Origin of the sequence: Streptomyces sp. NPDC086077 (assembly GCF_040686175.1) — a bacterium.
Classification (GTDB): domain Bacteria; phylum Actinomycetota; class Actinomycetes; order Streptomycetales; family Streptomycetaceae; genus Streptomyces.
In genome coordinates this window covers 26,673-49,362 of sequence record NZ_JBFBJT010000009.1, presented here as the reverse complement: position 1 = coordinate 49,362, position 22,690 = coordinate 26,673, and the positions used below count along the sequence as shown (strand labels likewise).

Genomic DNA, 22,690 nt, shown 5'->3' with positions numbered 1-22,690 from the left:
TCGGATCTGGGCAGATCGGAGCGACAGAAGATCGATTGACCGTGTCGCCGCACGCCTTCGTCGAGCTCGAAGAAATCGAGTGGAACCGAATCGCCGCGGCCGGTGTACCAAAAGTGATGACGCTGTGGCACAGCGCTACAGCAGATGACGCAGGGACCGGTCTCGCATCATGAGGGCGGCCCGTTTGGCAGGCAGGTCGGCCTCGGCGGCGAACCGGAAACCGGAGCTGAGGAAGGCGGCCACGGAGGGGGTGTTGCGAATGTCGGGTTCCGCTACGACGCGCGCGCAGGCGGGCCGTTTGTCGAGGACAAGGTCCGCGACGGATCGGAGAAGGATGCTGCCCAGCCCTTGTCCTCGTCTGGCGATATCGCCGATGAGGATGTGGATGCCCGTGTCGTGGGGCCGGGCCGGGTAATAGCGGGCCAGCGAGTCGAGGTCGGCCCGATAGATCTCCCAGTAGCTCATCGGGGTGCCGTCCAGCACGCCGAGACAGGGGACGCTGCGTCCGTCACCTGCCAGCTGGGCGTTCAGGTGCTTCTCGGTCAGGTCCTGGGTCCCGTCCAGCTCCCAGAACGTCGCAACGGCGGGATCTTTCATCCAGCGGCCGAGGAGGGGCAGGTCCCGCTCGACGCGCACGGGAACGAGCTGGAACGCGCCCGCGGGTGTATCGGTCGGCCCCCAGTCGCCGACCTGGTCGAGGAGGTCTGCGGAGGCGGGCGGTACGGGTGTCAGGCGTAGTGCCGCGGCAGGCTCGGATCGGTCCCCTTCGGGCTCCTGCCCGGCGAGGAAGGCGATGAACTCGCCGGGCAGACGCAGGTCCAGCGTGTCCTCGGCGTCGGTGTCCTGAGGCGGGTCCTTGTGCTCGCCCGGGCCGGGACTCCCGTCGGTGAGGGGTGCGGTGGCGGCGTCGGTGCTCGCGTCGGTCGGAGGCACTTGGGGCTCCTCTCAGAAGGCGGCGTCGGGGCGTTTTTCTTGTGGATGGCGGCAGTTGCGTTGATCAGAGATGGAGGGGGTTGGTGATGGTGACGTAGACGGACTGGGTGTCCACCGGGCCCGCGAGTTCGTCCAGTCCGTGCAACCGGGTCAGCAGGTTGGCCTTGCAGCGCAGGACGGGCGAGTCCAGAAGGCGGGAGGGGAGCGAGGTGCGCAGCCGGACGGGACCCGAGGCGGCGCCTTCGAGGAAGCGGCGGAAGGCAGCGAGCAGCAGCCGTTCGTCGGCGAGATGCTGCGATCCGAACGCACCGATGAGGCCGAACACGTTGTTGATCGCCATGTAGTAGGCGAAGCGTTCGTCGGCGACCTCGTCGGCCACAAAGGTGTCGCTGCGCTCGCCGATGCCCGGGAGCCGGGAAGCGAGCTCCGCGCGCCGGGACTCGCGGAAGTAGAAACCCTGGTTGTCGCGGTAACGGCCACCGGCGGGCCAGCCTTCGCTGTCGAGCAGGACCAGCGTGTTCTGCTGGTGGGCCTCCAGGGCGATCCCGGCCTCACCGTCCAGCCAGAGCACGGGACGGACGACCTGTTCGAGGTAGCGCAGGAACCACTCGGCGGACACGGCTGCGCGCGGACGGCCTGTCCGGCCGGCGAGCCGGGTGACGATGTCGGCCAGCCGGGACCGGTGCGACGGCCGGTCGGGGCGCTGCGGGTGGTCGGTGTACGCCAGGCGATCGGTCTGCACCGGGTGGTCGGTGGGCACCTGGTGGTCGACGTGCTGCACGCGCTCGGGGTGCGAGCGGCTGGCGGACGGGCACAGCTGGATGTGCGGGCGGGGAGCCGTGAGCCCGGCGAGGCAGGCGACGTCGTCCGTGGGCGCGAACGGGTTGTGCCGGATCATCACGTCGAGTCCGGGCACGGGTCGGCCGTCCGGTCCGTCGACGGCGAGCCAGGCCGGGTCGCGGACGACGTCGAAGCCGGGGTGGACGGCTTGCCACTGCTGGGCCAGCCCGGTGCGCAGCAGACGGTGGGCCTCGACGCCGCGGTGCAGTTCCTTGCGGAGGTTCTCGCGACGGGAGTTGGTGATGTGCAGGCCCAGGGACAGCTTGAGCATGGCGGGGGCGGGGGGCCGGTAGACGGTTCGGACGGAGGAGGTGGGGTGCCAGGCGGGGCCGTGTGCCCCGAGGTCTCGGAGGAGTCCGGCGTCGAGCAGTGCGGCGACATCGCTGCGGTGCCGGAGTTCGCGCATCTGCCAGGGGTGCAGGGGAAGGGCGGTGCAGCCGTCGGGCAGGGGCAGGTCGACGCCGGCCAGGTGGGCGGTGAGCCGGGCTGCGGGCACGGCGCGGCCGCGTTCCGTCCAGGCGGAGTCGGTGGCGAGTACGGAGGGGTCTACAGCCATCCAGTGCAGGGGAAAGGAACCGCGCAACTCGGGTGACCAGCGGCGCGCTTCGGTCTCGGTGATGCCTTCGCGGCTCTTCGGGGTCGGGTGCAGGGGGTGCCCGAGCAGCAGCGCCTGCTCGGCTGCCAGGAAGAGATCCGCTGCTTGGTCCGCGTGGAGTTGTCTGCGCTCGCCGATGAAGGTCGCGACGCGGCGGACGGAGTCGGCGACGCGCGCGACGAGGTCGGTGCCTTCGCGGCGTCCGGGCGCGTTCGCGTCCAGGCTCCCAGGCGTCTCCCGGGCTAGCAGTGCGGCGACGGTGACCGCGTCGAGGGGTGGGGCTGCCTCCGGTGCGTTGACCAGATGGGGTAGGCCGAAGCGGTGCCAGCCCGTGCGTGACCAATAGTGCACAGGGATCAGCAGAGCGGTGCCGCTGGAGGGGAGTGGGATGTGGAGGGTGCCATGGTCAGGGGCCGGGAGGTCGGTCTCGCGTACCCAGCAGCGCAGCAGGTTCTCCACGGCGGCGGCCTCGGCCGCGGCGTGGGCGTCGGCGTGATCCAGGACGTCGGTGGCGGTGCCGTTCAGGCCCTCCGCCTCCAGCCAAGGGCACTGCTGTGCCGGGACGGTCGCGGTCGTGGGCACGGGTGTGGTCTCGGACCCGCAGCGGCGTTGCGCGGGGGTGCGGAGACGGCCGTCAGGTGTGGGGGCGGTGGTCAAGGCGGTTCCTCGGGGGGTCGATCGGGCTCCGACGACAGCGCGCGTCGTGGCGTGTGGGGGAGATCTGCATCCGCGCTCCCGCTATCGCGAACGGTCGAGGCGGGCGGTGCGATCGACGTGGTCGACGCGGGTGATGTCGACGCGGGCGTCGGAAACGGCGTTGGCAGCGGGGTCGGCGCGGTGAGCGTGGCCGTCGCCGTGGCAGTGGCCGTCCTTTCCGGCATGGCCGCCCCCGTTGCCGTGGCCGTCCTTGCGGGCATGGCCACCCCCGTCGGTGCGGCCGCCGCAGTGCGCGTCGCCGCCGTTTCCGGCTTGACCGCCGATTCCGCCTTGGCCGCCCCCGTCGGCGTGGCCGCCGCAATCAGGGTCCCCGCCCATCTTGGCGTGGCCGTAGGGACGGCGATCCGAGCGGCGCGGCGGGCGGGCGCCCTCACCTGGGCGTGTTCGGGACGCCGCCGCCAGGGCGTCGGCCAGGCGGTCGAGTACAGCGGAGGCCTGTTCGTCGCTGATGATGAGCGGTGGGAGCAGCCGTACGACGTTCGGCTGGCGAGGGGCGATTCCGACGATCAGACCACGCCGGAGGCACTCCCGCTGAACGGTGGCGGCGAAGCCGGGGGCTGTGGGATACCCGCGGTGGGTGCCAGCCTCCAGGTTCGGTGGGGGATCGACCACGGTGTCGAGCCCCGGCGTTCCGGCGTCATCCCCCACGGCACGGGCATGCACCGCTTCCGGACCCCCCACCATCTCGACGCCGATCATCAGCCCCCGTCCGCGCACCTCGCCGATACAGGAGAACTCGCCCGCCAGCAGACCGAGTCGGGACAGCATCTGGGAGCCGATGGCCGCTGCTCGCTCGGCGAGGCGGTGCTCGCGGACGTGGGCAAGAGTCGCGGTGCCTGCGGCGAGAGCGAGTTGGTTGCCGCGGAAGGGGCCGGCCGGCGCGATGGGTCGGCCGAGCGCGAGGTCGCTGTGGTGGATCACCGCGGACAGCGGAAGACTGCCGCCGATGGCCTCGGAAAGGATCATCACGTCGGGCGTCACCCCACTGTGCTCGACGGCCCAGAAGGCACCGGTCCTGCCCACGCCCGTCCGCGTCTCGTCGACGACCAGGGGGATGGAGCGGGCGGCGGCGAGCTGCCGTGTCGCTCGCATCCAGGCGTCGGGCGCGGGGATCACTCCGCAGTCGCCGTGGACGGGTTCGACGAGCATTCCCGCGGGGCCGCTCACCCCGGGCGAGGGCGCGAGGGCCGCCTCGGTCCAGCGGGCTGCCAGTTCGGTGCCGTCGGCGTCGGCGGTCCCGAAAGCACGGCGAGGGGCGGGCGGAGAGGGCCGGCAGGCATCGGGAGACGGGGGGCACTTGCCGGATGTCCCCGTCATGGCCGACGGCGTCCTGTGCTCGGTGCTCGACAAGGCGACGATGCCGGAGCGTCCGGTCGCGGCGCGTACGAGCGCGATGGCGGTCTCGACCGCTTCCGTTGGCGACGGGCCGCAGAACTGCACGCCGGCGTGCTCGGCGAGCCCGGGCGGCAGGGTGCGCTTCAGTTCCGTGACGAAGGCGTCCTCACCGGGTGTGGCCAGGTCGGGGACGTTGAGGGGGGCGCCCGAGTCGAGGACCTTGCGGATCGCTTGGAGTACGACGGGGTGGTTGTGGCCGAGGGCGAGGGTGCCGGCGCCCGCGAGGCAGTCCAGGTAGCGGCGTCCGTCCGCGCCCTCGACGGTCAGACCGCGGGCGCGCACCGGCACGATCGGCAGGGCGCGCGGGTAGGTCCGCGCTGCCGGCTCGCGTGCCGGCTGCCGGCGCGGGATCCTCTCGGTCACTGCCACGGCTTTCTGTCCTCCCGTTCTGAGGCACCCTCCCGTCGCTGTGTGGCGACAAGTTGGTCTCGCACTCTCCGCATACGGCCGGTCATCCCCGCCGGCGAGGTCCGCGCCCTCACTCACCGGCCGGACGAACGGCACGCGTCCGAATGCCGCTCGGCTGCCCGGCGTTCACGGCCTCGCGGTCCGGCGCGACACCCCACACGGCCACCCGGTCACCAAACCCGGACGGCGCGCCCGTTGAAGGACTCGCGTCCAGGCCGCACCACGGAACAGTCACTGTCGACGGCACACCTCCCGAGGCAACGCACGCGGTACACGGGCACACAGGACCGGCCCCAATCCCCGACCCCATCGCTACCAACCGCGGTCCCGCCACCGGGTTACGGGTTGCTTCAAGATCCTTGCCGTGACGGAACCGTTGCCGTTCCGTCGGAAGTCCCCCACAGCGAGCGCATAGTGTGGGGTGCCATTCCCAGACAGCCGTGAGATCGGCCTGAACCGAGGTGAGTTCGGCCGGGATCGCGGCCGCGGCGCCGAGTCCTTTCACCACCAGGGGGAGTAACACCATGCGATCCATACCGCCGTCGTTCACCGCTCGCCGGGACAGGCACGCGCGTCGCAGAACCTCCCCGGTGCTGGCCGCTGTCGCGCTGGCTTCCGTGCTGGCGCTCACCGTCACCGCGTGTGACTCGGGTGACTCCGCGGTGGATGCCAAGGCCTCGGCCTCCGCGAGTACGCAGGGCGACGGCGAGTTCAAGATCCCGGACGACATCAAGGACCAGCTCAAAGAGCACGGGATCGACCTGGACAACTGGCGGAACGGCGCCTGGAAGAACTGGGACAAGGACGACTGGCTGCGCGAGGCCGAGGACTACATCAACCCGATCATCGAGGACCTGTGGGACCCGGACCGGATGCGGGAGGCCCAGGAGCCGGACCAGGCCGTCGACGAGGGTGACATCTCCGGGGACCAGGGTGTGACCGACCCGACGCCCGAGCCGGTGGAGGCGGAGGCCGTGCCGGCGTCGTACCACGCCAACGCTCCCGAGGCGGGCAAGGTGCTCTTCGACTCCCCCGAGGGCACGATGGTCTGCTCGGGAACGGTCGTGAAGGACCCGGCCAACCCGGGCAGGTCGAACCTCGTGTGGACGGCCGGGCACTGTGTGCACGCGGGCAAGAGCGGGGGCTGGTACCGCAACATCGCGTTCGTGCCGTCGTACAACGACGCGGGCCTGTCGGCGGCGGAGCTGCAGAACGCCACGAAGGAGGAGGTCGCTCCGTACGGCGTCTGGTGGGGCGACTGGGTGCAGACCTCGGACCAGTGGATCGAGCAGGGCAGTGCGACCGGCGGCGAGGGAGCGGCGTACGACTTCGCCGTGCTCCATGTGACGCCGGAGGACGGCAGTGGCGGCAAGTCGCTGGAGGAGATGGTGGGGTCGGCGGTGCCGGTCGAATTCGCCGCTCCGGCGGTGCCCGAGATGGAGAGCATGACGGCGACGGGCTACCCGGCGGCGCCGCCGTACGACGGGCAGAAGCTGTACCAGTGCGAGGACAAGCCGGGACGTCTGTCGATCCACGCGTCGGACCCGACGATGTACCGGATCGGCTGCACGATGACCGGCGGCTCGTCCGGCGGTGGCTGGGTCTCGACGGGGTCGGACGGGAAGCCGGCGCTGGTGTCCAACACCTCGATCGGACCGGTCACTGCGGGCTGGCTGGCGGGGCCGCGGCTCGGTGACGAGGCCAAGGGCGTGTTCGAGGCCGTGAGCGGGAAGTTCGCGGGCCAGTGACGGTGCCGTAGGACCGGCGGTGCGGGGGCGGCGTACGACTACGCCGTGCTCCATGTGCAGCCTGAGCAGGGCGCCAGGTCCCTTGGGGAGACGGTCGGCGCGGCGCTGGAGGTGGACTTCTCGGCACCTCCGCGGCGCAGGCCGGCGAGATGGGTGCGTGGGGTATCCGGCGGGGCCGCCGTACAACGGGCTGCGGATGTTCAGGTGCGTCGAGCGGCCGGGGCGGTTCTCGCTCAGCCCGGCGCTGCCGACGATGTACCGGGTCGGCTTCACCATGACGGGCGGTTCGTCGGGCGGCGGCTGGTTCCGGGTGGTGGACGGCGAGACCAGGCTGGTCTCCAACACGTCGATCGGCCCGCTCGACAGCACCTGGCCGGCGGGTCCGCAGCTGGGGCAGGACGCGAGAGCGCTGTACGAGAGCATGAGCCGGACGCTCGGTGGTCGGTGACGCGCCGATGACGAAGGCCCGCCCCTCACACCAGGGGCGGGCCTTTTCTCGTCTGGACTACCAGGACTGCTAGGCGGCCGGCGCCGGAACGTACGGCGTGAGTTCCGCCGCGAGTTCCTCGTGCACCCGGACCTTGAGCAGGGTGCCCTCCGGGGTGTGCTCCTCGGAGATCACATCGCCCTCGTCGTGGGCGCGGGCGACCAGCTTGCCCTGGGTGTAGGGCACGAGCGCCTCGACCTCGACGGACGGGCGGGGCAGCTCGTTGTCGATCAGCGCGAGCAGCTCGTCGATGCCCTGACCGGTGCGGGCCGAGACGGCGATGGAGCGCTTCTCGATCCGCATCAGCCGCTGGAGGACCAGCGGGTCGGCAGCGTCGGCCTTGTTGACCACGACGATCTCGGGTACGTCGGTGGCGCCGACGTCCCGGATCACCTCGCGCACGGCGGCCAGCTGCTCCTCCGGGGCCGGGTGCGAACCGTCGACCACGTGCAGGATCAGGTCGGACTCGCCGACCTCCTCCATCGTGGAGCGGAACGCCTCGACCAGGTGGTGCGGCAGGTGCCGGACGAAGCCGACGGTGTCGGCCAGCGTGTACAGCCGACCGCTCGGGGTCTCGGCCCGGCGGACGGTCGGGTCCAGCGTCGCGAACAGGGCGTTCTCGACCAGGACGCCGGCGCCTGTGAGGCGGTTGAGCAGGGAGGACTTGCCCGCGTTGGTGTAGCCGGCGATGGCGACGGACGGCACCTTGTGGCGCTTGCGCTCCTGGCGCTTGATGTCGCGGCCGGTCTTCATCTCCGCGATCTCCCGGCGCATCTTCGCCATCTTCTCGCGGATCCGGCGCCGGTCCGTCTCGATCTTGGTCTCACCGGGACCACGGGTGGCGAGGCCGCCGCCCTTGCCGCCGCCCATCTGACGGGACAGCGACTGACCCCAGCCTCGCAGCCTCGGCAGCATGTACTGCATCTGCGCGAGCGCGACCTGCGCCTTGCCTTCTCGGGACTTGGCGTGCTGGGCGAAGATGTCCAGGATGAGCGCCGTACGGTCGATGACCTTGACCTTGACGACGTCCTCGAGGTGGATCAGCTGGCCGGGGCTGAGCTCACCGTCGCAGATGACGGTGTCCGCGCCCATGTCGACCACGATGTCGCGCAGCTCCTGGGCCTTGCCGGAACCGATGTAGGTCGCGGCGTCGGGCTTGTCGCGGCGCTGGATCACACCGTCGAGCACGAGCGCGCCCGCGGTCTCCGCGAGGGCGGCGAGCTCCGCGAGGGAGTTGTCCGCGTCCTGCACGGTCCCCGAGGTCCAGACACCGACGAGGACGACCCGCTCCAGACGGAGCTGGCGGTACTCGACCTCGGTGACGTCCTCGAGCTCGGTGGAGAGGCCCGCGACGCGGCGCAGGGCCGCGCGCTCGGAGCGGTCGAGCTGGTCGCCGTCCCGCTCTCCGTCGATCTCGTGGCTCCAGGCGACGTCCTCTTCCATCAGGGCATCGGCCCGAAGACCTTCGGGATAGTCCTGCGCGAGGCGCTTGGTGTCCTGGGAAGGGGAAGAAGAGGAGGTCATTGGGTCCTTACGTCGTTGGGGATTCCTTGGCGCGGCTACGGGGCGCCGCGAGCGAAGCTTCTCGGACCTCTGTGCGTAGCCGGCCCGTCACCGCATTCAACGCACAAGGGTCCCGGGAGATTCCCGTCGCCTGTGCCGCCGACCTGAAAATGGTCGCACGCAACGCCCCGTCTCGTCACCGTGTTATTCCGCCGCCCTCTTCACCGCCCCCTTCCTGGGCGCCGTGACCTTGGGCGTGGAGGGCTTCTCGGGCGACTGGCGGGCCGCCACCGGCTTCCAGTCCGGGTGGCCCGGCATCGGCGGGGTCTTCTCGCCGTACAGCCACGCCTGGAAGAAGCCGCTCAGGTCGCGTCCGGACAGCTGGGAGGCCAGGGAGATGAAGTCGGCGGTGGTCGCCGTGCCGTCCCGGTACTGGCTCACCCAGGCCCTTTCCAGGCCCTCGAAGACCCGCCGTCCGATCTCCTGGCGGAGGGCGTACAGGACCAGGGCGGCGCCGTCGTAGACGTTGGGGCGGAAGATGCCCAGGCGGCTGTCGGCCTCGGGCACCTTGGGTGCCGCGGGCGGACCGCCGGCGGCGCGCCAGCGGTCGGAGGCGCCGTACGCGGCGCGCATCCGCGACTCCAGGGGCCGGTTCGACTTCTCCTGTGCGTACAGCGCCTCGTACCAGGTCGCGTGTCCCTCGTTGAGCCACAAGTCGGACCACGTGCGGGGGCTGACGCTGTTGCCGAACCACTGGTGTGCCAGTTCGTGGACCATGACCGAGTCGACGTACCACTCGGGGAAGGCCGGGTCGGTGAAGAGTTCCCTCTCGAAGAGGGAGAGGGTCTGCGTCTCCAGTTCGAAGCCGGTGGAGGCGTCAGCGACGAGCAGTCCGTACGTCTCCAGGGGGTACCGCCCGATCTTGCCCTCCATCCAGGCGATCTGGTCGGGCGTCTTGGCGAGCCACGGCTCCAGCGCCGTCCTGTGCCGGGTCGGGACGACATCCCTCACGGGGAGCGCGTGCGGCCCTGTGCGGCGTACCACCGTGGAGCGGCCGATGGAGACCTGGGCGAGCTCGGTGGCCATGGGGTGCTGCGTGCGATACGTCCACCGCGTCGCGGTCCCGGAGCGCCGCACGTCGGCCTGGAGACCGTTGGCGACGGCCGTGAAGCCCTCGGGGGCGGTGATCCGGAAGGTGAAGCCGGCCTTGTCGGAGGGGTGGTCGTTGCACGGGAACACCAGGTGGGCGGCGTCGGCCTGGTTGGCCATCGCGAGGCCGTCGGAGGTACGGACCCAGCCTCCCTCCCGGCCGCCCGCGGGCATGGGGTCGCTGGTGTGCCGCACGGTGATGCGCATCCGCTGCCCCTGGGGCAGCGCCTCGTCCGGCGTGATCACCAGGTCCTCGTCGGCCGCGGCGAACGACGCCGGCTCACCGTCGATCTCCACGGAGGAGACCTTGCCGCGCGCGAAGTCGAGGTTGACGCGCGAGAGGGGGGCGGTCGTCCGGGCGTCGATGGTGGTCACGGCCTGGAGCGGCTTGTCGTTGCTGCCGGGATACGTGAGGGACAGGTCGTACGCCGCCACGTCGTACCCCGGGTTGCCGAGGTACGGGAAGAGGCGGTCGCCGACGCCCAGCGGGATGGGCGAGGCGCTCGCGGCGACGAGACAGACGGAGGCGGCGGAGGCGACCAGGGCCGCCTTCAGCCGACGGTTGATCCTGGGGGCGTCGGTGCGGGCTCGGGCGCCGTCGGTGGCGGGCCGGGGAGCCCTGTCACGGGGGGTGAGCAGCATGGGCTACGGCTATCAGCGCACGCGCGCGACACCACGACGGCGCGCGCCGGGCGCACCCGAACGGGGTGCGGGCGGGGACCAAGGCGCCCAGTTGGAGGGCGGGTGGGCCCGGCGGGCGCCCCCACACACGCGGGGCGTGGTGGTCAGGGCCTGGCGCCGCGTCTCACCACGTCGGCACGTGGTGCTGTGCCCGGCTCACGTCGTACACCCCTGCCACGTTGCGCATCGCGCGCATCAGGGCGGGCAGGTGGGCGGCGTCGGTCAGTTGGAGGGTGTACGTGTGGCGGACGCGCTGCTGGGTGGGGGGTTCGACGGTGGCCGAGACGATCTCGGCGCCCTCCAGGGCGATGGCCTCGGTCAGGTCGGCGAGCAGGTGCGGGCGGCCGAACGATTCAGCGATCAGCGTCACCCGGCACTCCGCGCTCTCCCCCCAGCTCACGTCCACCTCCGCGCGCCCCGTTCCCTTCATCCGCGCCACCGCCGCGCACTCGACGCGGTGGACGGTCACGACTCCCCCGCGCACGGCGAAGCCGGTGACCTCGTCGGGTGGTACGGGGGTGCAGCAGCGGGCGAGCCGGATGCTCGCGCCCGGGCGGTCGGCGACCACGGCTTCGGGGGAGGCGGACGCTTCCGCCCCTCCGATGGCTCGCGAAGTCCTCGACCTGCCAGGGGCCGCCGGGGTCAGGGGGGCTCCCGAGGCCGCAGCGGCACCAGTGGCCGAAGTGGACGAGGGGGGAGGTGTGGCGGAGTCCTCGGCGGGGCTCTCGCGGCTCGTCTCCGCGGCCCCCGCCCGGCCCGCCTCCGGGGGCGCCGGATGCGCGGTCAGCCACCGCTGGATGGCAATGCGGGCAGCCGGTGTGTGGGCGTGGTCCAGCCACTCCCTGGAGGGCTCGGAGGCCGGGTCCTGGCCCATGAGGAGCTGGACCGTGTCGCCGTCCCGCAGGACCGTGCTCAGCGTCGCCAGGCGGCCGTTCACACGCGCCCCGATGCACGCGTGCGCGTCCTCGCCGTACTGCGCGTACGCGGCGTCCACGCAGGACGCGCCCTCGGGCAGGCCGAGGGTGCCGCCGTCGGGGCGGAAGACCGTGATCTCGCGGTCCTGGGCGAGGTCCTCCCGCAGGGTGGACCAGAAGGTGTCGGGATCGGGTGCGGCCCGCTGCCATTCGAGGAGGCGGGAGAGCCAGCCGGGGCGGGTGGGGTCGGCGCGCTCGCCGTCGGCCGGGTCCTCGGAGGAGGCGGGCGGCGCATAGGGGTTGCCGAGCGCGATGACACCTGCCTCCGCGACCTTGTGCATCTGGTGGGTACGGATGAGTACCTCGGCGACCTGGCCGTCCGCGCGGGCGAGGGCGGTGTGCAGGGACTGGTAGAGGTTGAACTTCGGTACGGCGATGAAGTCCTTGAACTCCGAGACGACGGGCTTCATGCAGGTGTGCAGTTCACCGAGGACGCCGTAACAGTCCGCGTCCTCGTTCACCAGCACCAGGAGCCGGCCGAAGTCGCAGCCGCGCAGCCGGCCGCGCTTGCGCGAGACGCGGTGCAGGGAGACGAAGTGCCGAGGACGGATGAGGACTTCGGAGGCGATGTCGGCCTCGTTCAGCACGGTGCGCATCTCTGCGGCGATCTCGGCGAGCGGGTCGTCGCAGCGGGCCGCGTTCTCGACGATCAACGCGCGGGTGTGCTCGTACTCCTCGGGGTGGAGGATCGCGAAGACCAGGTCCTCCAGTTCGGTCTTGAGGGCCTGGACGCCGAGGCGTTCGGCGAGCGGGATCAGGACGTCGCGGGTGACCTTGGCGATCCGGGCCTGTTTCTCGGGGCGCATCACACCGAGGGTGCGCATGTTGTGGAGCCGGTCGGCGAGTTTGATCGACATCACCCGGACGTCGCTGCCGGTGGCGACGAGCATCTTGCGGAAGGTCTCGGGCTCGGCGGCGGCGCCGTAGTCGACCTTCTCCAGTTTCGTGACGCCGTCGACGAGGTAGCGGACCTCCTCGCCGAACTGCTCGCGCACCTGAGCGAGGGTCACGTCGGTGTCCTCGACGGTGTCGTGCAGCAGAGAGGCCGTCAAGGTGGTGGTCTCGGCGCCGAGTTCGGCGAGGATCAGGGTGACGGCGAGCGGGTGCGTGATGTACGGCTCGCCGCTCTTGCGCATCTGGCCCCGGTGCGAGGACTCGGCCAGGACGTAGGCGCGGCGCAGCGGTTCGATGTCGGCGTCGGGGTGGTGGGCGCGATGCGCCTCGACGACGTGGCCGATGGCGTCGGGCAGCCGGTCACGGGTGGCGGACCCCAGCAGGGCGGCGCGGCCCAGGCGGCGCAGGTCCAGTCGCGGGAGCGACCTTCTGCGCGGCGCCGGCGAGGGCACGGCGCCTGTCATCGGGCCCGCCACAGCACCTGGGCTCGCGGGGTTCGTGGCCTCCGCACTCATGGGCACCTCCGGCTGCATGGACCGGCGAACGGGGTGCCCCATGGCGGACACGGCTCAGGGGTGGCGGACATCTCCCCCGTCCGGGCCGGTGCTTGATGCTATCGAGCCGACCACGCCCACCTGACCGCCTCTCGCCCAGCGTGAAACGGATCACCCATTCGAGCGATGGTTTGGAGGTTTATGACCGAGCACGGCATGAACTGGGCTGCCAGGTGTCGAACGTCCGCACGGTGTTTTCGCCACTGTCGGCCGTACGCCGACCGCATCCTGGCGGGGTGTCAGCCGATCTCGGAGGTGAGCGTTCCGAGCCCCCGCAAGCGGATGCTCCGTCAGCCCGCCGAACCCGCGAGCCACTCCGCGTCGATCTCGCCCTCGGCGACGATCACCGCGGGGCCGGTCATCTCGATCTCGCCGTCCGGCCGTTCGGTGATGACCAGACGTCCGCCGGGGACGTCCACGGTGTACGTCACGGGAGTCCCGGTGACGGCGGGGTCGGCGCCGTCGCGGCGGGCGGCGGCCACGGCGACGGCGCACGCGCCCGTGCCACAGGAGCGGGTCTCGCCGGAGCCTCGCTCGTGCACGCGCATGGCGACGTGCCGGGGGCCGCGGTCGACGACGAACTCGACGTTGACGCCGTCCGGGTAGGCCACGGCCGGGCTGAACGGCGGCGGGGTGTACAGGTCGCCGGCGTCCGTGAGGTCGTCCACGAACGCCACGGCGTGCGGATTGCCCATGTTCACGTTCCGCGCGGGCCAGCTGCGCTCGCCGACACTCACGGTGACGTCGCCCTCCGGGAGCCGCGCGCTACCCATGCCGACGGTGACGTCGCCGTCCTTGGCGAGGTGCACGGTCTTCACGCCCCCGCGCGTGGCGACGGCGATGTCACCTTCGGTGACGTGCCCGGCGCGCTGGAGGTAGCGCGCGAACACGCGCACGCCGTTTCCGCACATCTCCGCGATCGAGCCGTCGCCGTTGCGGTAGTCCATGAACCACTCCGCCTCGGCCGCCATCTCCTCGGCCTCGGGATGCGCCGCGGACCGCACGACGTGCAGCAGGCCGTCGCCGCCGATGCCCGCGCGGCGGTCGCACAGGGCGGCGACGGCGACAGGGGGCAGGTCGATGGCGTTCTCGGGGTCCGGGACGATCACGAAGTCGTTCTCGGTGCCGTGCCCCTTGAGGAAGGCGATCCGCGTGCTCATTCCTCGATCGTACGGGGTGACCACGACACTCGGTCGCGCCCGGGGCGTCGTCCCAGCCAGGGCCTCGGCGCCGTGACCCACCCGTCCCACCCCGAGACTCAGCGCAGCCGGCCGTTCCGGTCAGGGATCGACCCGCCCTACGGTGAGCAGCCGCTCAGCGCAGGCGGGCCACCCGCCACACCGCGAGCACCACCACCGCGGCGACCACGACCACGTACGCGAGCACCACCCGCCAGTCCGGCCTCCGCCCGGAGCCGCGCTGCGGCAGCCCCGGCCAGGTGTGGCCGACCTTGCGGGCGGCCATCATGCCCCAGCCGGCCGCGCAGGAGCAGATCAGCAGCCCCAGCATGGCGATCACGGCGCCGCTGTCGCCGAAGTCGAAGGCGAGCGGGAACGCGAACATCAGAGAGCCCATCGCGGCCAGACCCACGATCGGCGCGAGCTGCCACAGGCGCAGCCGGCGCTGCGGGCGCAGCTCGACCTCGACCTCGGGACCGCTCACGAACAGCTCGTCCGGCTCGGGGCCGTCGTGGGTCACACCGTCCGGACTCTCGTCGAGCCCGTCCGCAGCGAGACGGACGTCCCCGTCGGGGCCGAGGGGATTCTCACCGCCGGGGCCGGTCGGCCCCTCCGTGTCGGCGCCGAGACGGGCATCCCCGCCGGCGGTCAGTCCCTCCACATCGGCGCCGGGACGACCGTCGTCGTCCCGCTCCGCTTCACCACTCCCGGTGGTGGCGTGCTCGGCGCCTTGTGCCGTGTTGCGAGGGCCGGCCTCCATCGCCACGCGCCCTCCCAACTAGGACTCCACTTGGTCGATCGAAGCTCGATGATGGCACGGCGCCGGAGGCCCGGATGACGGCCGGAGCGTCCCGATGCCATCACGTGATCAGGCTGTGACCGGTCGTCCGACCAACGCCAGAGCCCGCCGCGGAAGTTCCCCGCGGTCCGCCGCGGCCCCACTGAGCCAATGCACCCGGGGGTCGCGCCTGAACCACGAATCCTGGCGGCGCGCGAAGCGTTTGGTGGCCCGGACGGTCTCGGCCCGTGCCTCCTCCATCGTGCATTCACCGGTCAGCGCCGCGAGCACCTGCTGGTAGCCGAGTGCGCGCGACGCCGTACGCCCCTGGCGCAAGCCCTGCGCCTCCAGTGCGCGCACTTCGTCGACGAGCCCGGTGTCCCACATCCGGTCGACCCGGAGTGCGATGCGCTCGTCGAGCTCGGGACGCGCCACGTCGACGCCGATCTGGACGGTGTCGTACACCGAGTCGTGACCCGGGAGGTTGGCCGTGAAGGGCATCCCAGTGATCTCGATCACTTCCAGCGCCCGGACGATACGGCGGCCGTTGCTCGGCAGGATCGCGCGCGCGGCGTCGGGGTCGGCGGCGGCGAGTCGGGCGTGCAGCGCGCCGGAGCCGCGCAGCGCGAGCTCCTCCTCCAGCCGGGCCCTGACCTCGGGGTCCGTCCCCGGGAACTCCAGGTTGTCGACTGCCCCACGGATGTACAGACCCGAGCCGCCGACGAGGACGGGCCAGCGTCCGTCGGCGAGCAGGGCGTCGATGTGCTCCCGGGCGAGCCGCTGGTACTCCGCGACGGAGGCCGTGACCGTGACGTCCCAGATGTCCAGCAGGTGGTGCGGGATGCCGCCGCGCTCCTCGGGCGTCAGCTTGGCGGTGCCGATGTCCATCCCCCGGTAGAGCTGCATGGAGTCGGCGTTGACGACCTCCCCACCGAGCTGCTGGGCGAGGTGGACGCCCAGATCGGACTTTCCGGCCGCGGTCGGTCCGACGACGGCGATGACTCGGGGGGTGGGAAGTGCGCTGCTCACCGCACCAGTCTCGCAAACCTCTCACCCCACCCTCGAACGAGTTACGTGACGGGGGCAACCCGGAGTCGTTGCCCGTTGCGGGGGTTCACGCCGCCAGTTCAGGGAGGCGGCGATCCGGGCGATACACGGACGCTTCCCGGCCTCCTCGGCTTCGCCCGGACAGGGGCCCCATGGCGACGCGGGATTCAGCCCGCGCGAGTAACGTATGGAGTTGATATGGGCGTTTTTGCGCGACTTTTCGGCAGGTCGAAGACCACGGAGGAGACGTCGGCCGCCGAGGCACGGACCGAGCAGCCGTCGGCCGGGCCTGAGGCGGATGAGGTGACGGAAGCCAAGGCATCCGACGAAACCGAAGCCGGGGCCGCGACGGAGCCGCCCGCGGCGAAGAAGGATGACGAGGGCGACGCTTCGGAGGCCGTCGAGATCCCGCAGCAGCAGTCTCCCGGCAAGGCGGCCGACAGCGAGGCCGACGAGGGCGCCCGGACGTGACGGTCCCGCGAGGGAAGGTGAACCCATGGGTCTTTTCCACAATCTGAAGGCCAGGCTGGGCCCGGCCAAGGGCAAGGTCTCCGACCTCGCGCAGCAGCACGGGGGCAAGATAGAGCACGGCATCGACAAGGCCGCCAAGGCCGTCGACGACCGGACCAAGGGCAAGTACAGCGACAAGATCCATACGGGCACCGACAAGGCCAAGGGCGCCATGGACCGGCTCGCGCACAAGGACGACAGGGACACGGGAGGCGGCACCACCACGCCGCCGAGCGGCCCGCCGCCGACCTCCTGAACAGGCGACGACGCCGACGTCAGCGCCGAAAGCTGAGTGAGGTGGCGGAGCAGTCGGCGGTCAGCGCGGACCAGGGCATACGGCACGACGGGCGGCCGCGGAGCGAGACGCTCCCGGCCGTCCGCCGTATGCGCCGGCCCATCGCCGCGCACCTGTTCCGTAGAAAGCCGCCCGGTTCCCCCAGGGCGCTGCCCGGATTGCAGTAGGGCGCTGCCCGTCAGCCCTTCGCTGTCGGCGGCCGCACGTCAGCGACTACCTGTGGGGCGCTGCCCGTCAGCCGTTCCACGCGGGGCGCTGCCCACCAGCCGTTCCACGCCGGGCGGTGCCCACCAGCGTCCCTGCCCGCCCCCCCTACCGTCGGCCGTCCCCGTTCCCAGCGCGCCCCCCTACGACCAGGACGCCACCACGTACCCCACCCCGTAAGGCGCGTCCTCGTACAGGAGGGCGCCGCCGAGGCCGGCGTCCTCGGCGGCGCCCGCGAGCACCTGCCAGGGCGCACGCCCCGACACCATCAGTCGGCGCGCCAACTCCACGTCCAGCGCCTCAAGGGCCGCGAGGTCGGCCGATCCCAGCGCACGCCCCACCGCCGCGTCGAACGGCTCCGCCCGCTCGTCGAGATATCCCGGCGCCTTCAGCGTGCGGCACGCGCTCGCGTCACCCATCACCAGCAGCGCGACCCGCTCGGTCCCGGCGGCGACCTCCCTGCCGATGTTCCTGCACCGCTCGGGCGCGAAAGATTCCCCCACGGCGAGTCCCTCGATCGGCGTGGCCGACCAGCCGGTCCGTCCCAGCAGCCACGCGGCGACCGCGAGCGACGGCGGCAGCGTCCCCGGGACGGCCGCCTCGGTCCCGTCGGTCGCTCCGGTCCGGCCCAGTCGCACACCGACGTCGACACCGAAGCCGCGGAACGAGCCGTGCGCGCCCTCCGGGTACGACTCGGTCCCGCCCCGACGGGTGGGCCCGACGACGATCAGCCGGTCGGGCCGGGCGGCGGCGAGCACGCCCAGCGCGTCGGTGCACGCGGTACGGGCGGCGTCCAGCTCAGGAGCGGCACCCGCGGCGACCGCGGGTACGAGAAGCGGCGGGCAGGGGCACACTGCGGCGGCGACAAGCATGATCGGCAGCGTAACCCCGCCGGCCCCACCGGCCGGCGCTCCGGCCCGAGTCACCGCGCCCTCGGTCGCCGCGCCTTCAGCCGACGCGCCCTCGATCGCCCGGCCCAAGGTCTCGGCATCCCCGGTCACCACACCTCAGCCGCCGTGCCCTCAGCGGCGCTCGGCCTCATCTCGGCCGCCCGGCCAGAGGCTCCACGTCCGCGGTCGCCGCGTCCTGAGCGGCCCAGGATCATCGCCCGGGCCGCGGCCGCTCAGGTCGTCCCCCCGGCCTCAGCCGCCCCAGTCGATCCCAGCCGACCGTGGCCCGAGTCGGTCCCAGCCGCCGGGCCTCAGTCTCGGCCGCACCCGCCACCCGAAGCCACCGGCAGTGGCTCCGGGACGCCCACCGTCGGCAGGCCGAGCAGCACACCCGCCGGCTTGGTGGCCTCCGCCGCGTTCCGCTTCTCCCAGGCGTCGCCCGCGCGCGTGCGGCGCACGGCGAGAACGGGGCCCTCGGCGAGGAGGTGGTGCGGGGCTGCGTACGTCACCTCGACCGTGACCACGTCGCCGGGCCGCACCTCCTCGTCCGGCTTCGTGAAGTGGACCAGGCGGTTGTCGGGGGCGCGGCCCGAGAGGCGGTGGGTGGCGCCGTCCTTGCGGCCCTCGCCCTCGGCGACCATCAACTCCAGGGTGCGGCCGACCTGCTTCTTGTTCTCGTCCCAGGAGATCTCCTCCTGGAGGGCGACGAGACGCTCGTAGCGCGCCTGGACGACCTCCTTGGGGATCTGCCCGTCCATCTCGGCGGCTGGGGTGCCGGGCCGCTTGGAGTACTGGAACGTGAACGCCTGTGCGAACCGGGCCTCGCGCACCACGTGCAGGGTCTGCTCGAAGTCCTCCTCGGTCTCGCCGGGGAAGCCCACGATGATGTCAGTGGTGATCGCCGCGTGCGGGATGGCGTCGCGGACCTTCTCGATGATGCCGAGGTAGCGCTCCTGGCGGTACGAGCGGCGCATCGCCTTCAGGACCGTGTCCGAGCCGGACTGGAGCGGCATGTGCAGCTGCGGCATGGCGTTCGGCGTCTCGGCCATCGCGGCGATGACGTCGTCCGTGAAGTCACGCGGGTGCGGCGAGGTGAAGCGGACGCGCTCCAGGCCCTCGACCTTGCCGCAGGCGCGCAGCAACTTGCTGAAGGCCTCACGGTCACCGATGTCGGAGCCATAGGCGTTGACGTTCTGGCCGAGCAGTGTGATTTCGGAGACGCCCTCGGCGACCAGGGCCTCGACCTCGGCGAGGATGTCGCCGGGACGGCGGTCCTTCTCCTTGCCGCGCAGCGCCGGGACGATGCAGAAGGTGCAGGTGTTGTTGCAGCCGACGGAGATCGACACCCATGCCGCGTACGCGCTCTCGCGGCGCGTCGGCAGCGTGGAGGGGAACGCCTCCAGCGACTCGGCGATCTCGACCTGTGCCTCTTCCTGCACGCGCGCGCGTTCCAGCAGGACGGGCAGCTTGCCGATGTTGTGCGTGCCGAAGACGACGTCCACCCAGGGCGCCCGCTTCACGATGGTGTCGCGGTCCTTCTGCGCGAGGCAGCCGCCCACCGCGATCTGCATGCCGGGCCGCTGGGCCTTCTTCGGCGCGAGGTGGCCGAGGTTGCCGTAGAGGCGGTTGTCGGCGTTCTCCCGTACCGCGCAGGTGTTGAAGACGACGACGTCCGCCTCGCCGTCGGCGCCCTCCGGGGAGCGTACGTACCCGGCGTCCTCCAGCAGCCCGGCCAATCGCTCGGAGTCGTGGACGTTCATCTGGCACCCGTAGGTGCGGATCTCGTAGCTCTTGGGTGCTTGAACGTCCACTGCCGGGCTCCGGTCGCTGCTGCTGGTCATGCGTCAAGGGTAGGCGGTCCCGCGAGGGGGCCGTCCCCGTCCCGGGAGGGGCCCGTACCGGTCACGGACCGAGCCCCTCAGGGGGCTACGCGGGCGAGCGCGCCGATCTCCAGTGCCGTCCACAGCGCACCGTCCGGGCCGACGGTGATGCCGTGCGGCTCGGAGTCCGGGTGGGCAACGCGGACTCGTCGACGACACCCGCGGTCGTGATCCGCCCGATCCGATGGGCACGGTACTCCGTGAACCACAGGGCGCCGTCCGGTCCGGACACGATGACCGCGGGCCCGCAGCCCGGGTCGAGCGGGTGGCTCGTGGGCTCCTCGCCGGGGACCAGCCTGCCGATCCGGCCGGCATGGACGAGGGTGAACCACAGCACCCCGTCCGGCTCGTCGGCGATCGCGTACGGCCCGGCGTCGCGGTCGGCGACGGCGCACTCCTCGATCGACACCTGCGTCCTGCCGGCGTCTGGGTCGCGCAACATGCGGGCCAGGTTAGCTCCGCGGGCCTCCTTGGAGCCGTCCCGGCGTCGCCGCGTGCGTCATTCGCCGGACAACGGCGCGGGTGCTGAGGTGCGCACGCAGGACACGACGACCACGAAGGGCCACACGGACTGAAGGGTCGTCACCATGCGTTCGACGGCTCCGGCGGAGCCCTGCTGGCTCGCCTCGATCAGGAACCAGGCCGCACCGGCGCACATCGCGGCGGTCGCCGCGACGCAGGGTCCGGGGCGCAGTGCCCAGGGAGCTGTGCCGCCGCGCTCGGTGGCCAGTACCGGCCACACCGCGAGGAGGGTGAAGGCGATCGCGGCGACGGAGCCGTGGCGCAGGGAACCCCCGCTGCTCGGGGCCGGGAGCAGCGCCACCAGCAGCGCGGCCACTCCCCCGGCGGCCAGCGCCACCCGCCCGGCGGCCGCTGCCGCGCGCAGTGCCCAGGCGGTCAGCAGGTGGCAGGCTCCCAGGGCGAGCATCGCCCCGGTCATCACCCAGAAACCCGCCGACCCGTAGGCCGCCAGGACGCTGATCGTCTGGGTGAAGGGGTCGTAGTCGGGTCCCTCCAGCCGTCCCGCGACCGTCCAGCCCGAGATCAGCAGGACGGGCGCGCCTCCCGACGAGACCAAGGCCCACCGGGGAACCGTTCGCATCCGCACACGGTAGAACGCCGGTCGGCGCCTTCCCGGTTCACACGCGAGCGGCGTGCCCCGGCCGCCGTCCGAAGCCTGGGGAGCAGGTGCGGGCGATGCCGTCCCAGGGTCTTCGCACCCCGGGCCCGCACTCCTTTTTCCGCGTTCCGCGTTCGCACTCCGTACGCCACGGGGCACGGGGCACGAGCGTGTGGTCGTCCGCGAGCAGCGCGCGCGTCGGCGCCGGCATCACCGCGCCCCGCCGGCGGTGGGTATGCGCAGCCGTATCTCCGTGCCCTGCCCCGGCGCCGGGCTGAGCGTCAGCGCCGCCCCGACCAGCAGCGCCCGTTCCCGCATCCCGCCGATCCCGGCCCCTTCCGGCGCCCGGCCGAGCCCTTTGCCGTTGTCGCGGACGTGCAGCTCGACGCCGTCGGCGACCGGCCCGAACCGGAGTTCGGCGCGGTCGGCACCGGAGTGCCGCGCGGTGTTGGTGAGCGCCTCCTGGGCCACCCGGTACACGACCAGTTCGGTCTCCTCGTCCAGCGCAGGCAGCTCGCCTTTCACGTCGTGGCGCACAGTAAGCCCGTGCGCGGTGAACTCACCGGCCAGCGCCCGCAGCGCACTGGCCAGTCCCAGTTCCTCCAGCACCCCCGGCCGCAAGCGGCGCGCGATACGCCGGATCTCGTCGAGACCGGCCCGGGTCGCGTCCTGCGCCTGGCCGACCTCCTGCCGCAGTTCCTCGGGCGCCCGGTCGGCGACCCGCTTGAGCTGGAGCAGAACGGCGGTGAGGGTCTGCCCGACCTCGTCGTGGAGTTCGCGGGCGATGCGGTGGCGTTCCCGCTCCTGGGCGGAGAGTGCCCGTGCCGCACTGGTGGCGCGTTCGGTCTCCAGCCGGTCCAGCATCGTGTTGTACGTCGTGATGAGCACCGCCGTCTCCACCGGCCCGGAGACCTCGGCGCGGGCTCCCGGCCGCAGCAGGTCCGCGGTGGCCATGGCCCGGCCCAGACGGCCCAGCGGGGCGAGACCGACGCGCAGGACGGCGGCGTTGACCGCGAGCAGCGCCGCGAGACCGCAGACGACGACCAGCACCTCGCCCGGCAGCACCGGGGTCGACACCGTGACCGGGCCGAGCAGCAGGGCCGTGGCCACGAGGAGGCCGAGGGCGTTCAGGGAGAAGATCCGCCAGAACAACGACACGCGGGTACGCAGTCCCCTCCCGGTCGTGGCCGACAGCAGAGCCCGGACCAGCCTCTCCGCCCTCCGCCGTCGCTGTCCATCCGTGCTGACACCCATGTCGCCACGGTACGGGCGGATGGCAGCATGGCGGGGCCGACGGCGTGCACGGCAATCGGCATGCAGTCGGCACAGCCATCAGCACAGCAATCGGCAAAGCGATCAGCACGGCAATCCGTACGGCGATCGCACGGCAATCAGCAGGACGATCAGCAAGGGGAAGAATCGTGTCCGCTCCACGCCTCAGGGCGACGCCGCTGCCGGGCATCGGGGTCCAGTACGACCTCGTCACCCGGGAACACCGCCACCTGTCCGTGGTGGCCCACCGCGACGGCACCCGGACGGTCAACGTCTACCGGACCGACGACCCCGACTCCTGCGCACAGTCGCTGCACCTGACCATCCCGGAGGCCGGCGCGCTGATCGACGCGTTGCAGCCCTCGCACCACAGCAACAACCTGCTCTCCACCACGGACCTCGGCCTGGTGGCCGAGCGGATCGAAGTGGGCGCGACCACCCGCTGGAACGGCCGTGTGCTCGGCGACACCCGATTGCGGACCGATACCGGCGCCTCCGTCGTGGCCGTGCTGCGGCGGGCCGAGGCGATCCCGTCCCCGACGCCGGACTTCCGGCTCGCGGGCGGCGACACACTGATCGTCATCGGCACCCGCGAGGGCGTCGACGCCGCCGCGGCGATACTCGGGCGGGAGTGAGCC

16 protein-coding genes and 3 pseudogenes are annotated in these 22,690 nt (G+C 72.0%); 5 read left to right on the top strand and 14 right to left on the bottom strand.

Annotation, left to right across the window (positions count from 1 at the left end; translation table 11 throughout):
- Positions 1 to 135: 135 nt before the first annotated feature.
- From AB0O67_RS04640 to AB0O67_RS04630, 3 genes and pseudogenes are all read right to left on the bottom strand, one after another.
- Positions 136 to 933 carry a GNAT family N-acetyltransferase gene (locus AB0O67_RS04640; RefSeq protein WP_365446028.1) on the bottom strand — a complete coding sequence of 266 codons (798 nt, stop codon included), beginning with the start codon at positions 931 to 933 and terminating at the stop codon, positions 136 to 138.
- Between the two features lie 64 nt (positions 934 to 997).
- On the bottom strand, positions 998 to 3,025 hold the full coding sequence (locus AB0O67_RS04635; protein WP_365446025.1) for an IucA/IucC family protein: 2,028 nt from the start codon (positions 3,023 to 3,025) through the stop codon (positions 998 to 1,000).
- 441 nt (positions 3,026 to 3,466) lie between these two features.
- Positions 3,467 to 4,849 (bottom strand): annotated as a pseudogene (locus AB0O67_RS04630) (aminotransferase class III-fold pyridoxal phosphate-dependent enzyme); the annotation flags it as partial.
- A gap of 563 nt (positions 4,850 to 5,412) precedes the next feature.
- Between AB0O67_RS04630 and AB0O67_RS04625 the strand changes: the two are divergent.
- Entirely contained in the window at positions 5,413 to 6,636 is a 1,224-nt protein-coding gene (locus AB0O67_RS04625; protein ID WP_365446022.1) for a hypothetical protein, read from the top strand.
- A 12-nt stretch (positions 6,637 to 6,648) separates the two neighbouring features.
- Positions 6,649 to 7,084, top strand: a pseudogene (locus AB0O67_RS04620) (hypothetical protein); the annotation flags it as partial.
- 69 nt (positions 7,085 to 7,153) lie between these two features.
- Here AB0O67_RS04620 and hflX read toward each other — a convergent pair.
- From hflX to miaA, 6 genes are all read right to left on the bottom strand, one after another.
- Positions 7,154 to 8,647 carry a GTPase HflX gene (gene hflX / locus AB0O67_RS04615; RefSeq protein WP_365446019.1) on the bottom strand — a complete coding sequence of 498 codons (1,494 nt, stop codon included), beginning with the start codon at positions 8,645 to 8,647 and terminating at the stop codon, positions 7,154 to 7,156.
- 183 nt (positions 8,648 to 8,830) lie between these two features.
- On the bottom strand, positions 8,831 to 10,417 hold the full coding sequence (locus AB0O67_RS04610) for a M1 family metallopeptidase (RefSeq protein ID WP_365446016.1): 1,587 nt from the start codon (positions 10,415 to 10,417) through the stop codon (positions 8,831 to 8,833).
- A 163-nt stretch (positions 10,418 to 10,580) separates the two neighbouring features.
- Entirely contained in the window at positions 10,581 to 12,839 is a 2,259-nt protein-coding gene (locus AB0O67_RS04605) for an HD domain-containing protein (RefSeq protein WP_365446013.1), read from the bottom strand.
- 329 nt (positions 12,840 to 13,168) lie between these two features.
- Entirely contained in the window at positions 13,169 to 14,038 is an 870-nt protein-coding gene (gene dapF / locus AB0O67_RS04600; RefSeq protein ID WP_365446010.1) for a diaminopimelate epimerase, read from the bottom strand.
- A gap of 154 nt (positions 14,039 to 14,192) precedes the next feature.
- A complete protein-coding gene (locus tag AB0O67_RS04595; protein WP_365446007.1) occupies positions 14,193 to 14,822 on the bottom strand; it encodes a hypothetical protein in 630 nt (209 codons plus the stop codon).
- Between the two features lie 102 nt (positions 14,823 to 14,924).
- Entirely contained in the window at positions 14,925 to 15,863 is a 939-nt protein-coding gene (gene miaA / locus AB0O67_RS04590) for a tRNA (adenosine(37)-N6)-dimethylallyltransferase MiaA (protein ID WP_365446004.1), read from the bottom strand.
- A gap of 216 nt (positions 15,864 to 16,079) precedes the next feature.
- Here miaA and AB0O67_RS04585 point away from each other — a divergent pair, with 216 nt between their 5' ends.
- Both AB0O67_RS04585 and AB0O67_RS04580 read left to right on the top strand, forming a co-directional pair.
- Entirely contained in the window at positions 16,080 to 16,352 is a 273-nt protein-coding gene (locus AB0O67_RS04585; protein WP_365446001.1) for a hypothetical protein, read from the top strand.
- A 25-nt stretch (positions 16,353 to 16,377) separates the two neighbouring features.
- Positions 16,378 to 16,647, top strand: coding sequence for an antitoxin (locus AB0O67_RS04580; protein ID WP_365445998.1), 270 nt, complete (start codon positions 16,378 to 16,380; stop codon positions 16,645 to 16,647).
- Between the two features lie 386 nt (positions 16,648 to 17,033).
- Here the strand turns inward: AB0O67_RS04580 and AB0O67_RS04575 are convergent, their stop codons facing one another.
- From AB0O67_RS04575 to AB0O67_RS04555, 5 genes and pseudogenes are all read right to left on the bottom strand, one after another.
- Positions 17,034 to 17,762, bottom strand: coding sequence for a class III extradiol dioxygenase subunit B-like domain-containing protein (locus AB0O67_RS04575; RefSeq protein ID WP_365445995.1), 729 nt, complete (start codon positions 17,760 to 17,762; stop codon positions 17,034 to 17,036).
- A 329-nt stretch (positions 17,763 to 18,091) separates the two neighbouring features.
- Positions 18,092 to 19,621, bottom strand: a complete 1,530-nt coding sequence (gene miaB, locus AB0O67_RS04570; protein ID WP_365445992.1) for a tRNA (N6-isopentenyl adenosine(37)-C2)-methylthiotransferase MiaB — start codon at positions 19,619 to 19,621, stop codon at positions 18,092 to 18,094.
- Between the two features lie 119 nt (positions 19,622 to 19,740).
- A pseudogene (locus AB0O67_RS04565) lies at positions 19,741 to 20,102 on the bottom strand (virginiamycin B lyase); the annotation flags it as partial.
- A 57-nt stretch (positions 20,103 to 20,159) separates the two neighbouring features.
- Positions 20,160 to 20,762: a DUF998 domain-containing protein gene (locus tag AB0O67_RS04560; protein WP_365445989.1), complete on the bottom strand. Its 603-nt coding sequence runs from the start codon at positions 20,760 to 20,762 to the stop codon at positions 20,160 to 20,162.
- Positions 20,763 to 20,990: 228 nt separating this feature from the next.
- Complete coding sequence (locus AB0O67_RS04555) at positions 20,991 to 22,034, bottom strand: sensor histidine kinase (RefSeq protein WP_365445986.1); 1,044 nt, start codon at positions 22,032 to 22,034, stop codon at positions 20,991 to 20,993.
- A gap of 167 nt (positions 22,035 to 22,201) precedes the next feature.
- Here AB0O67_RS04555 and AB0O67_RS04550 point away from each other — a divergent pair, with 167 nt between their 5' ends.
- Positions 22,202 to 22,687 (top strand): TrkA C-terminal domain-containing protein, encoded by a 486-nt coding sequence (locus AB0O67_RS04550; protein ID WP_365445983.1) that lies wholly within the window; start codon positions 22,202 to 22,204, stop codon positions 22,685 to 22,687.
- The last annotated feature ends 3 nt before the right edge of the window (positions 22,688 to 22,690 follow it).